Raw genomic sequence first — 12,751 nt, 5'->3', positions numbered from 1 at the left:
TGTTATCAGATAACGTTTTTGATATTGATACTAAATATAAAACACAGACAATTACGATAATCAACAACTCTTTCACTGATATCAATGCGATCACAAAGATTGAACTTTCTAAGAAAAATCTAACATTTACGGAAGAACTGGCAGGGGCGCATATCCTTGTTATAGAGAAAGAAACAAATAAAATTATTGACGACTATGTATCTACGGATAAACCGCATCTGATCAAAGGTTTAGAGGTTGGAAAGAGCTATCTCATGATTGAAGAATCAGCACCTTATGGCTTTGCCATCAGCGAAACGATTGAATTTACAGTTTCCGCAACTGGAGAAATTCAGAAAATTGAAATGTTGGATGATCTTGTCGTTGGAAGGCTTGTATGGAACAAGACCGGTAAGATCTTTACACACACAGTGACTGAAATGACAGAATTTGGTATCGTTGAATCACCGGTATTTGAAGAAAGTAATCTTTTAGGTGCTGAGATCACGATCTATGCCGCCGAAGACATCACGATCGGCAACCACATTTATTACAAGAAGGATGAAGCGATTCAGACACTAAAAAGCGACTGGGAAGCAGTTGAAAGCAGGAATCTTCTGGTCGGATCTTACTATTATGTTGAAACCAAGACTCCAATCAGATATATTCCTGATACGGAAAAACATTACTTTGAAATCAATGACAGCCAGTCCACGGAAGTACAGCTGATCGAATCAACACTGGTCAATGATCTTCCTTCCTATGAAATTGAGTTGACAAAAGTGTTTGAACAAGGCTATCTTGAATATCCTGATGTCTATAAGGATGTTATTTATGGCATTTTTACCAGAGATGATACCTATGATCATATAGGCAATGTCGCAATTGAACCGGATACGCTGGTTGCTACCGTGAGCATCGATGAAGAAGGTCATCTTGTCAATGTGCCTCGACTTCCTGTAGGAAATTATTATCTGAAGGAGCTGTCTACAAATAGTGCCTATATTCTTGATGAAAAAGAATACGACTTCAGTATCGATCAATCCCATGATGAAAATATCGTTGTATCTGTCAACAATGGTGAAGCTGTCATGAATGAATTGAAATGGATAAATGTTCACATAAACAAGATTGACTCTCAGAGCGGCCAAGCTATCTTAAATAAAAACTTTGCATTCACACTTTACAGTGATGCGAAATGTACAAAAGAACTCTTTCAAGCTGGAGGTAATACTAGTGAAGGATATGCGGAAATTAAACTGAGTTATGGCACTTGGTACATAAAAGAAACTGCAGCACCTGAAGGTTATCTTCTCAGTGATGAAATAATACGTATCAGCGTTGGAGAAAATGGGATTTTTGTCAATGATCTGCCTTTACAAAACGATGATATTTACGAAATTGCTTTTGCCAACACGCCAATACCTTCAACATCAGTTGAAACAGGCGATCAGACATTAATCACCTGTCTTTTACCATGCTTCATTTCTTGCTTCTTTTTTATCCTTTTAAAAACAAGCCATAAAGATAAAAGTGTTCATTAAAAAATCCTTATATAAAAAAAACAAGCCTTTTACAGCTTGCTTTGGATATATTCATCAATAGATGCCGCACATTTCTTTCCGGCTCCCATTGCCTGGATGACCGTTGCCGCACCGCTGACAGCATCTCCTCCGGCAAAAACACCTTTTCTTGTCGTCATGCCTTTTTCGTCCACTAAAAGACAACCTTTTGCATTTGTTTCCAAGCCCTTTGTTGTTGAACGAAGCAATGGATTCGGACTCGTACCGATTGCCATGATCATGCAGTCACAGTCAATGACAAAATTGCTTCCTTCTTTTGTGATCGGTCTTCTTCTTCCGGAGGCATCCGGTTCACCTAATTCCATTTCCACACATTCAACACCGCAGACCCATCCGTCTTTTCCAATGACTTTCACCGGATTAGTCAACAGCTTAAACTCAATTCCTTCTTCCATGGCGTGCTCGACTTCCTCATGTCTTGCCGGCAGCTCTTCCATGCCTCTTCGATAAACGATCGTTACCTCGGCACCCAAACGTCTGGCACTTCTGGCAGCATCCATGGCAACATTTCCGCCACCGACAACTACACACTTCTTAGCTCTATAAATCGGTGTATCGCTGTCTTCCTGATATGCTTTCATTAAATTAAAGCGTGTCAGATATTCATTGGCTGAAAAGACTCCTTTTAGATTTTCTCCCTCTAAACCCATGAAATTAGGAAGTCCGGCTCCACTGCCAATAAAGATTGCCTCAAAGCCTTCATCAAAAAGCTCATCAATCGTTTCGCTTCTTCCGATGACACTGTCACATTCTATGTTGACGCCCATCTTTTCCAAAGCATCGATCTCATGCTGGACGATTGATTTTGGTAACCTGAATTCAGGAATACCATAGACCAATACTCCTCCGGCCATATGTAAGGCTTCAAACACAGTGACCTCATAGCCAAGTTTTGCCAGATCACCGGCACAGGTCAACCCGCTCGGACCTGCTCCTACGACCGCTACCTTATGTCCGTTAGAAGGAATTTTCGCTGTTTCCTCTTTTAAATTTTCTCTTGCCCAGTCCGCAACAAAACGCTCTAACCGGCCAATACCGACGCTTTCACCCTTGATTGCCCGTACACAGTATTTCTCACATTGGTTTTCCTGTGGACATACTCGGCCGCAGACAGCCGGTAAAGAGCTCGTTGATTTAAGAATCTCATAAGCTTTTTCAAAATTCTTTTCCTTTACTTCACGAATGAAATCAGGAATATGGATCGACACCGGACAGCCCTGCATACATGGCTTATGCTTACAATCCAAACAACGATTTGCCTCTTCTACTGCCATCTCTTCGGTATAGCCCAAAGCGACTTCATCTATATTTCCGCTGCGTACTTTTCCATCCTGCACAGGCATTTCGACCCGTTTCAAACTCATGTTCGGCATTACTGTACCTCCTTGTTTAAAAGAGCACATGTCTTTTCATAGGCATGCTTTTCAAATTCACGATAAGATGTATTACGACTGATCGCTTCATCAAAATCAACCTCATGACCATCAAAATCCGGACCATCCACACAGGCAAACTTTGTCTTGCCGCCAACGCTTAATCGACATCCGCCGCACATGCCTGTTCCATCAATCATGATCGGATTCATCGATACCGTTGTCTTAACATTGTATTTCTTCGTCAACAAGGCCACGAACTTCATCATGACAAGCGGTCCGATAGCAATCACACAATCAAAGGTTTCCTTTTCCAAAAGTCTTTCCAGAGCATTGGTAACGACACCCTTTTCACCTACGCTGCCATCATCACTCATGATATAAAAACGATCGCTTACCTGTTTAAATTCATCCTCTAAGATCACCAGATCCTTATTTCTAAATCCGACGATCGTCGTAACATCACTTCCCTGCCGATGAAGTGCTTTTGCGGTTGGATATGCAATTGCACAGCCAACACCACCGCCAATCACACAGACCTTTTTCAATCCTTCAATCTCGCTCGGCTTTCCCAAAGGACCTACGAAATCATGAATATAATCATTCTCATTCAATTCATTTAATTTTCTGGTTGTTGCTCCTACGATCTGAAAAATAATCGTAACTGTATGTTTTTCTGGATCTGTATCGGCAATCGTCAAAGGAATACGCTCTCCCTTTTCATCTACACGCAAGATTATAAACTGTCCTGCCTTTGCCTTTTTCGCAATTTTTTCATGTTCTACTACCATTTGCGTCACTGTTGGATTCAGACGCTTCTTTTCAACGATTCTTACCATGCTGCTCCTCCTATTCTTTGATAATCATACCACAAAATCACTCATCTATTGTAATTAATTTAGGTCCGTTTTTACTTACTTCTTTATAATCCGGCATATATTTTTCAATGATCGCATAAAACGCTTTTGAATGATTCGGTTGAATCAGATGTGCATATTCATGAATCACAACATAATCAATGAAGCGCTCCTGATAATGAATCAGCTGTGAATTTAAGGTAATTTGATTTTTCTTAGGCATGCAGCTTCCCCATCTGCTTGTCATTTTTCGTATTTTAAGCGCAGGCTCATTGATTATATAATCATGGCTCATCTTCTCATATACTTCTTTCATCTTTTGTTTTAAGATCTTTTGAGCCATTTCTTTTTCATATTGAAGCAATATCTTATATTCATCCTCACTTTCCCTTTTATAAATCATACAAATACCTTCTCTCAACCTTACTCCGCTTGTCTTAGACAATACGGTTTTGATAGGATAGCTCTTTCCAAGAAACAAAAAGCGCTGATTATCATGAAGAATTTTTTGCTGTTGTTGAATCATGCGCATCTTTTCCAATATCCATTGACATTTTATTCCTACAAATTCATCTACCTTTTTAAGAGGTACATAAGCATTACATGAAACAACGATTTCACCATTACGCGTGATATACAGATTTATATTTTTCACATTCTTGATGATAAGGGTATAACATATCTCAAGATCATTTACTTTTATTTTTCTCAACATGAATTTATTATAATGAATTTAAGATACAGATGCAAATATGTTATACTAATATCATGAAAAATCCATTTATTTATTCGAATGACAATAAAAGATATCACACCTTTAACTATTACTTAAAAAACACCTACCATGAAAAAATCTTTAAGGTTCCCTTAGACGGAGGGTTTACCTGTCCGAACCGTGATGGCAGCAAGGCTTTTGGCGGCTGTACCTTCTGCAGTGCATTAGGAAGCGGCGACAGCATCATTCATCACGAAGATATCATGCGGCAGTTTGATGATGGAGTCAAACTATTACGGAAAAAATGGCCGAATGGAAAAGGTATGGCCTATTTTCAAGCCTATACCAATACCTATGGCCCACTTGAAAAATTAAAAAATCTTTTTGAACCCTTTATTCAAAGAGAAGATGTCGTTGCACTTTGCATCGCGACAAGAGCGGACTGCCTCAATGATGAAAATATTGCCTATCTTGATTCCTTAACCGTCTATAAAGATGTCTGGGTAGAAGTCGGCTTGCAGACGATCCATGATGAAACAGCCCAAAGAGTCAACCGTGCTCATGATTATGCTTGTTTTTTAAAAGCCATAGAAAAGCTGGCTGACACCAACTGTAAGATCTGCGTCCATATCATCAACGGTCTTCCTTATGAAACAAAAGACATGATGCTTGAAACGATCCAAGCAATCGCTCAGCTTCCGATTCATGCAGTCAAGATCCATATGCTTCATCTTTTGAAAAATACGGCAATGGCAGATGAATATGAAAAAAATCCTTTTCACATCTTAACATTGGAAGAATATGTGGAAATTGTCTGTGAGCAATTAACTTATCTTCCTAAAGAGATCATTATCGAACGATTGACAGGAGATGGAATAGCCAGTGAATTGATAGCACCATTATGGACGATAAAAAAAGTCTGCGTCTTAAATGAAATCGATAAATATATGGCCCGTCATGAATTATATCAAGGCATGAATTACAAAAAAAATCTGTGACTCAATGATTCCACATCATCACAGATTTTTTAATTTCACTATTCTGCCAGTGTACAGCTCAAATCTACATATCCATCATCACGGAATACCTTGAATGTCATCGTATCACCCACTTTGTGTGAACTTAAAGCATTTCGTAAATCATCACTTGTCGTGATCTGTTCGCCATCTGCCTCAACAATTACATCATTTTCCTGAATACCGGCAGCTGCTGCATTGCTGTTTGGCGTTACTTCACTCACTAAGAGTCCTAATACATTCACACCATGCTGCATGGCCTGAGTAATGCTGCTGATTTCATAATAAGTGATACCTAAGGTAATTCTTCCGCTGACCTTACCATTTTCTATAAGGTCATTCACAACACTTTTCGCAATGTTAATAGGAATGGCAAAACCTAATCCTTCAATATCGCTGCCACTTGATTTCGCATTAACGATACCGATCAATTCACCTCTTGAATTAAATAATCCACCACCTGAATTTCCCGGATTGATTGCTGCACTTGTCTGAAGCAAGGTCATGCTTTGTCCATCAATCGTAATATCACGGTCTTTGGCAGACAGAATACCTTCTGTTACCGTACCGCCCAGTGAACCCAATGGATTACCGATCGCAATGACGTTCTCACCAACATTCAGCGTATCCGAATCACCTAAAATCGCCGGCTGAAGATTATCAGCATTGATCCTTAACACGGCCAGATCCGTTTGTGCATCACTGGCAATCAATTCTGCATCATATTCATCACCGCTCGTTAATCTGACTTTGATCTCATCCGCACCATCAATGACATGATGATTTGTAACGATCAGACCTGCATCACTAAAAATAACACCGCTTCCTGCACCACTGGTTACATATTGCTGTAAAAAGACGGTTGTTTCAGTTTTAGAGGTCGTAATTTCAACAACACTATCCTTCACATTCGCAACGATATCTTCCGTAGACATCTCATCTACGGCTTCACCATCAGCATTTGTCTGAACAACAGATTGATATATGACATCTGTATTGTTGATGCTGCCGCCGTTTAAATGAATCGTAAGAAGTGTACCGCCGATTCCGCTTGCAAATCCTACCAGAACACATAATAAGACCCACAACAGCTTTGATATATTCTTTTTTTCTTTTTTCTCTTCTTTAATTTCAGTTTCATGAACTTCAGTATCTACGATGTTTTCATCATCCATACCTAATACCTCCCTTACATCTCTATAATATACGCTTAGCATGTGTCATAAAAATGATAACTTTGTGAAATATTTGTGAAGAATGTTTTTTTGTGATACAATAGAACCATCATAAAGGAGATTTTTATATGGAGTTTTTAATAGAAATACTAAAAGCCATTATCTTAGGCATCATTCAAGGGATTACCGAATGGCTTCCTATCAGCAGTACGGGCCATATGATACTCGTAGATGAATTTCTTCATCTGGCAGGCGGAGAAACATTTGTGGAGCTTTTTCTGGTAGTCGTACAATTCGGTTCGATTCTAGCCGTCGTGCTCATGTACTTTAATCGCCTGAATCCTTTTTCAAAAAGAAAATCAATCAGTGAAAAAAAGGAAACGATCAATCTATGGATCAAGATCCTGATTGCCTGTGTTCCTGCCGGTATCATTGGTGTATTATTTAATGATCAGATCAAAGCATGGTTTTTCAATCCCCCGGTGATTTCAATTACGCTGATTGTCTATGGTATTGGCTTTATTGTCATTGAAAGGCGTAAAAGACGTCCTGTCATCAATCATTTGAATGAGATCACTTCTGTCAAGGCCGCTCAAATCGGCGTATTCCAAATGTTGGCGCTTATTCCCGGCACAAGCCGTTCAGGTGCAACGATCATGGGAAGTACCCTTTTAGGTCTGAACCGTAGAACAGCAAGTGAATTTTCATTCTTTCTTGCCATTCCGGTCATGCTCGGTGCAAGTCTTTTGGATCTGGTGCGCTATGACGGCATCCTGACAATTCAAAATATCGTTGTCTTAGCTGTCGGCATGTTTACCGCATTTATCGTTAGTATCATTGCTATCAAAATGCTGCTTTCCTACATCCGTAAGCATTCATTTGAAATATTCGGCTACTATCGCATCATCCTGGGAGCAATCGTCTTTGTTTACTTTGTGGTCATTCCATTTTTCATTTAGCAGTCCAGTCTATATATAAGCTGTAATCCTTAAGCCTGTTTTCTATAAGCAGGCTTATTTTTGTTTCCAATCCATTTATAAACTGTTCTTTATCCGGTATCAATATACAAAGGCTCTGTGGATTATTTTCCTGATAAAACGGCAGATCTGTTGTTACTTCCGCTCCTTCTTCATAATAAAGCGCATCAGCTTCTTCAACGTTTTCACTGTCATTCGCCTCTACCCAATTCTGATATTGGGGAAATAATTTTTTTAAAGAATCCAGTTTTTCATTCATCATTACCTCTATGACAGGTATCTGATTCGGATTTTCATATTCACTTACAGCCTGCAATGCAGCTTCACCGACAGCTACGATACCATCGACATACTCATCCTCGGCGTTTTTAATTTCTTGCTTACAATCACTTTGACAAAAAACAACTTCTGTATTGTCAATAGGTGAGCTAACCCATTCACGTTCATTTTCATCTGTCAGGATGATGATCTTAATTACATCACTATCGGACTCACGTATCAGTGTATATCCATTTACACAACCGCTTAAAAAAAATAATAGACAAAGCCAGACTTTTTTCATGATATTTTTCCTCCCAAATGATATAAATAAATAGGAAGTGTTATTCCTAAAAATACCTCCACCAGCGAATTAACGCTCATATGGTGGGCACCATAGATTCCTAAAGCAATGCCATCGATCAGTATAAGCAAATAATCATAAGGAAAGATGGTATATGAGAAACAAAGAGATATGACCATCATGATAATGACTACCAAAATCATGATTAAGCCTATAAATGATAAAGCAATATGAAATTGTGCTGATAATGGATGGCTTTGCGGAAAATACGGTAAGATCACAGATATCAAAAATAAAAGCGCACTTATGACAATCCAGGGCATGAGCCTTTTTGCATGGAGGCATTTAGGAAGACATCGCTGAAAACCAAGGGCCAAAGCTGTTTCACACATGATTGCCCAGATAATAAAATACAGATGCATTCCGTCCAGATTTCCAACATAGGAAAGGTTTTCCTGAACCAAAGAAGCATGCATAGCAAACCACAACGTATATAATGGATAAACGATATGCAAATATAAGAATATGAATATTTTCATATCTCTATTTTATCATACCCTAGTCAAAATGCATACTTGTATCTCATCACACAGTCGCTTAGAAATAATTTTTGTGCCTGAATTTATATGGAATTGTTAGCAAATGTTCATGAAAAGAAATTAGAAGTAACTGTTGAAGATAAAGACTTCAATCCAGCAATCCCTACAGCTTTCAGATTATTGAAAATTTGCAGGAACACATTATCATCACGGCTTTGATCGCATTTATAGTTGCCTTTGTCGTAGCTTGGATCATCATAAAGCCAAAAGACGTAAAATAACATCATATCAAAAAAGAGTAATTTTAGATAAAGCATCAAAATTACTCTTTTTTAATATAGATTAACTTCTTCCATCAAATGAGTGCTTACAGATCGGGCAGGTGATCGTAACCTTGCCCTTCCCTCTTGGTATTCTCAATTCCTGTCCGCAATTCTTACAGTGATAATATTTATATTTCTTTTTATCACGTTTTTTATTTTTTTGAAATTTATATTTGATTTTATCTGCAAAATTATAAACCGGTGACATCATATTTGTATAGATTCGATTTTCATTATAACGTTTACTGAAATTTTTAGAAAACATACGGAAGTAATTATAGATCATTGGCACTAAAGACAAATATAAGATGATGTTATTTCGAGTCAAAAGACCAAGAATCACCAGAATAAAAAACAGTATGTTCAAGCCATTGCTTAACTGATCTACACCGTACCTTCCAGTCATAAACTTTCTGAATTTTTCTTTCATGACAATCTCTCCTTTGGTCTTTTCATTATAACACACCTTCTTTCTGACAAAAATGTCAAATCTGTCACTTATCGTATTTACAAGTTATTTTAAAGTGCTATAATGGTTCTGATTTAACTAGAATATATAAGTGAGGTAGTTATGAAAATAGTAGTGTGTGGAGATGGAAAGGTTGGACAAACCGTTTCTCTTCAGTTATCTAAAGAAGGTCACGATGTTGTTATTATTGATAAAAATGAAAGAGTGGTCAGTCATACCACCAATACGATGGATTGTCTGTGCATTCAGGGAAATGCCGCTTCAAGGGATGTCTTGATCGAAGCAGGAGTAAAAGAAGCAGATTTACTGATTGCTGTTACAAGCTCAGATGAAGTAAACCTGCTTTGTTGTCTGTTAGCTAAAAAACTGGGTGTCAAGCATACGATTGCCCGTGTTCGTAATCCTGAGTATGCAAATGATATCCATTACATACAGACTGATTTAGGATTATCAATGTCGGTTAATCCGGAATTTCAGACTGCATTGGAAATTGCCCGTTCTTTACGTTTCCCAAGCGCAATAAAAAATGATTCTTTCGCAAAAGGCCTTGTTGATCTTGTGGAATTTAAGGTGAAGGCAGATTCGATCCTCATCGGTACAGCTTTAAAAGATTTAGAAAAAGTCAGCGGTGTAAAAGTTTTAGTATGTGGTGTTTTGCGAGATGGTCAAGCCATCATACCTGATGGAAATTTTATATTCCATGAAGGTGACAAGGTATCTATCACAGCGAAGCCAACTGAAATCTTATTATTCTTTAAAGCCATTGGTGTGCCACGTCCAAAAATTAAAAATGTTATGATCATCGGCGGAAGCAGAATTACATATTATTTAAGCAAGATGCTGCTGGAGATGAATTATAATGTTACGATTCTTGAGATGGATGAAGAAAAAGCCAAAGAGCTGGCTTATAAGCTTCCAAAAGCAACGATCATCAATGCTGATGCTACAGAACCGGATATTCTGTTAGAAGAAGGTTTGAATGATACAGATGCTTTCATCACACTGACCGGTATGGATGAAGAAAACATTCTTCTGGCATTATATGCTAATCGTGCAAATGTGAAAAAAACGATTGCAAAAGTAAATCGTATTGATTTCGGTGAGCTTTTAAGTGAAGTCGGACTTGATTCTATCGTTTCTCCGAAAAAAGTCGTTGCAAATCAGATTACCCGTTATGTACGCGCTATGCACAATTCTATGGGAAGCAATGTGGAAACGTTAACGAAGATCATCAATGATGAAGTAGAAGCTTTGGAATTCAGAGTTGCGAATACATTCAAGATGCCGAATGTTCCTTTGAAAGATCTAAAAATCAAATCACAGGTACTTATTGCCTGTATCGTTAGAAATCGCCACGTTCTCTTTCCGGATGGCAATGAAGTCATTCTTCCTAAGGATAATATTATTTTAGTAACCACTCGTTCAGGCTTGAATGATCTGAATGATATTCTTGAGGGATAAGATATATGAATAAAAGAATGGTCATACGTATTTTAGGTATCGTGATGGGGGTGGAAGCAGCTCTTCTGCTTTTTCCCTTTGTCGTTGGTTTGATCTATCAGGAAGCATGTACGGTATATTTTGCCTACACTTCAATTTTCTGTTTTGTTTTATATTTAATATCATCAAGGGTTCCGATTAAAAATAAAACGATCTATGCGAAAGACGGTCTGGTCATCGTATCACTGGCATGGGTGCTTATGTCCCTGGTGGGTGCCATTCCGCTTGTCTTGACGAATGCCACACCGACTTATATCGATGCTTTCTTTGAAATCGTTAGTGGTTTTACTACAACGGGTTCAAGCGTAATCGTTGATGTAGAGGCTATTGCCCGCTGTGCTACCTTCTGGCGCTGCTTCTCTCACTGGATCGGCGGTATGGGAGTGCTAGTTTTTATCCTCTCAATCGTAAAAATGCAGGGAAATGATCACAACATGCATATCATGCGTGCAGAATCACCCGGCCCTATGGTGGGTAAGCTCGTGCCAAAGATTCGTCAGAGCGCTTCCCTTTTGTACATTATCTATACTTTTTTGACGGTTCTATTGATTGCCCTTTTGTGTATAGCCGGCATGCCTTTGTTTGATGCAATGTGCAATGCATTTGGTACGGCAGGAACAGGAGGTTTTGCAATCTTAAATCAAAGCATCGGTCAATATAACAATGTTGTCTATGAGGTTATTATATCTATCTTTATGTTTTTATTCGGAGTGAATTTCAATTTTTATTTCTATATTCTCATATGGGATAAAAAAGCTCTTCTATCCAGTGAAGAAGTAAAAGCATATACAGGTATTACCCTGACCTTTATTCTTTTGATCGCATTGAATTTGTGGCCTTTCTACGGTAATATCCTAACCGCTTTAAGGCATTCTTCCTTTCAGGTGTCCAGTATTATTACGACGACCGGATTCTCCAGCTGTGATTTTAATTTATGGCCACAGTTTTCTAAGACGATGCTTTTAGTACTGATGTTCATCGGTGCCTGTGCCGGTTCAACAGGAGGCGGTGTAAAGGTAAGTCGTTGGATCATCATGTTTAGAAAGTTTAAAAACACGATTAAAAAGACAATTCATGACAGAAGCATTAGCGTTGTTACCTTTGAAGGAAAGGTTGTAAGTGATGAGGTTATCAGTCAGATATTCGTGTTCTTCATGGCATACATATCAATTTTCTTTCTTGGTCTTATTTTAGTATCATTGGATGGTTTTGATTTTGAAAGTACTTTCTCTGCAGTAGCTACCTGTCTTGGCAATGTCGGCCCGGGATTAGGTATCGCAGGTCCTTTAGGAAACTTTTCTGCATTCTCAGATCTTTCAAAAATTGTTCTTTCCCTATGCATGCTTTTAGGAAGACTGGAAATATTCCCTTTGTTGATTACGATGCTTCCACAGACATATCGGAGAAATACTCATTTATAGAGAATCCAAGCGATTCTCTTTTTATTTTATACTTGCGTAAAGTCTATGATTATGGTAATATTATATGGCAGTTAGGGGTATAGTACAATGGTAGTATAACGGTCTCCAAAACCGCTGATGCGAGTTCAATTCTTGCTACCCCTGCCATAGAAACACAACAAGGTTCATAAAAGCTCTTAAAATAAAGCTTAATGAACCTTTTTTATATAAAAGCTATGAAAACATCCTTTCATAAAGAAGAAGGCCTATGTAAAATTGACCT

At 38.3% G+C, this 12,751-nt stretch carries 12 protein-coding genes and 1 tRNA gene; 6 read left to right on the top strand and 7 right to left on the bottom strand.

The window, feature by feature from the left end; translation table 11 throughout:
• A partial coding sequence (locus Q0K35_RS02130) for a SpaA isopeptide-forming pilin-related protein (RefSeq protein ID WP_294561030.1) occupies nucleotides 1–1,523 on the top strand: 1,523 nt, incomplete at its 5' end.
• A gap of 29 nt (nucleotides 1,524–1,552) precedes the next feature.
• Here Q0K35_RS02130 and gltA read toward each other — a convergent pair.
• Genes gltA through Q0K35_RS02115 form a run of 3 tightly spaced genes read right to left on the bottom strand, consistent with a single transcriptional unit; the run spans nucleotide 1,553 to nucleotide 4,507 of the window.
• On the bottom strand, nucleotides 1,553–2,935 hold the full coding sequence (gene gltA / locus Q0K35_RS02125; protein ID WP_294561029.1) for an NADPH-dependent glutamate synthase: 1,383 nt from the start codon (nucleotides 2,933–2,935) through the stop codon (nucleotides 1,553–1,555).
• Nucleotides 2,935–3,774, bottom strand: coding sequence for a sulfide/dihydroorotate dehydrogenase-like FAD/NAD-binding protein (locus Q0K35_RS02120; RefSeq protein ID WP_294561028.1), 840 nt, complete (start codon nucleotides 3,772–3,774; stop codon nucleotides 2,935–2,937). The genes gltA and Q0K35_RS02120 overlap by 1 nt, the downstream gene beginning before the upstream one ends.
• A 37-nt stretch (nucleotides 3,775–3,811) precedes the next feature.
• The gene (locus tag Q0K35_RS02115; protein WP_294561027.1) at nucleotides 3,812–4,507 is read right to left on the bottom strand and encodes a SprT family zinc-dependent metalloprotease; all 696 of its coding nucleotides are present in this window, start codon (nucleotides 4,505–4,507) and stop codon (nucleotides 3,812–3,814) included.
• Nucleotides 4,508–4,560: 53 nt separating this feature from the next.
• Here Q0K35_RS02115 and Q0K35_RS02110 point away from each other — a divergent pair, with 53 nt between their 5' ends.
• Complete coding sequence (locus tag Q0K35_RS02110; protein WP_294561026.1) at nucleotides 4,561–5,505, top strand: TIGR01212 family radical SAM protein; 945 nt, start codon at nucleotides 4,561–4,563, stop codon at nucleotides 5,503–5,505.
• A gap of 38 nt (nucleotides 5,506–5,543) precedes the next feature.
• On the opposite strand, the gene Q0K35_RS02105 is transcribed toward Q0K35_RS02110, so the two are convergent.
• Nucleotides 5,544–6,698 carry a trypsin-like peptidase domain-containing protein gene (locus tag Q0K35_RS02105; RefSeq protein WP_294561025.1) on the bottom strand — a complete coding sequence of 385 codons (1,155 nt, stop codon included), beginning with the start codon at nucleotides 6,696–6,698 and terminating at the stop codon, nucleotides 5,544–5,546.
• 128 nt (nucleotides 6,699–6,826) lie between these two features.
• Between Q0K35_RS02105 and Q0K35_RS02100 the strand changes: the two genes are divergently transcribed.
• A complete protein-coding gene (locus tag Q0K35_RS02100) occupies nucleotides 6,827–7,657 on the top strand; it encodes an undecaprenyl-diphosphate phosphatase (protein WP_294561024.1) in 831 nt (276 codons plus the stop codon).
• On the opposite strand, the gene Q0K35_RS02095 is transcribed toward Q0K35_RS02100, so the two are convergent.
• The 3 genes from Q0K35_RS02095 to Q0K35_RS02085 form a co-directional block, all read right to left on the bottom strand.
• On the bottom strand, nucleotides 7,650–8,237 hold the full coding sequence (locus Q0K35_RS02095; RefSeq protein WP_294561023.1) for a hypothetical protein: 588 nt from the start codon (nucleotides 8,235–8,237) through the stop codon (nucleotides 7,650–7,652). The two genes, Q0K35_RS02100 and Q0K35_RS02095, sit on opposite strands and share 8 nt — an antisense overlap.
• Nucleotides 8,234–8,776 carry a hypothetical protein gene (locus Q0K35_RS02090; RefSeq protein ID WP_294561022.1) on the bottom strand — a complete coding sequence of 181 codons (543 nt, stop codon included), beginning with the start codon at nucleotides 8,774–8,776 and terminating at the stop codon, nucleotides 8,234–8,236. The genes Q0K35_RS02095 and Q0K35_RS02090 overlap by 4 nt, the downstream gene beginning before the upstream one ends.
• A 342-nt stretch (nucleotides 8,777–9,118) precedes the next feature.
• Nucleotides 9,119–9,529 (bottom strand): hypothetical protein, encoded by a 411-nt coding sequence (locus tag Q0K35_RS02085; RefSeq protein ID WP_294561021.1) that lies wholly within the window; start codon nucleotides 9,527–9,529, stop codon nucleotides 9,119–9,121.
• A gap of 141 nt (nucleotides 9,530–9,670) precedes the next feature.
• Here Q0K35_RS02085 and trkA point away from each other — a divergent pair, with 141 nt between their 5' ends.
• The 3 genes from trkA to Q0K35_RS02070 all read left to right on the top strand — a co-directional run bounded on the left by trkA (nucleotide 9,671) and on the right by Q0K35_RS02070 (nucleotide 12,636).
• Nucleotides 9,671–11,029 (top strand): Trk system potassium transporter TrkA, encoded by a 1,359-nt coding sequence (gene trkA, locus Q0K35_RS02080; RefSeq protein WP_294561020.1) that lies wholly within the window; start codon nucleotides 9,671–9,673, stop codon nucleotides 11,027–11,029.
• Nucleotides 11,030–11,034: 5 nt separating this feature from the next.
• Entirely contained in the window at nucleotides 11,035–12,489 is a 1,455-nt protein-coding gene (locus Q0K35_RS02075; protein WP_294561019.1) for a TrkH family potassium uptake protein, read from the top strand.
• A gap of 73 nt (nucleotides 12,490–12,562) precedes the next feature.
• A tRNA-Trp gene (locus Q0K35_RS02070) sits at nucleotides 12,563–12,636 on the top strand.
• The last annotated feature ends 115 nt before the right edge of the window (nucleotides 12,637–12,751 follow it).

The sequence above is a fragment of the uncultured Traorella sp. genome (assembly GCF_944327115.1).
GTDB lineage: Bacteria > Bacillota_I > Bacilli_A > Erysipelotrichales > Erysipelotrichaceae > Traorella.
This window is presented reverse-complemented; position numbering and strand designations above follow the sequence as displayed.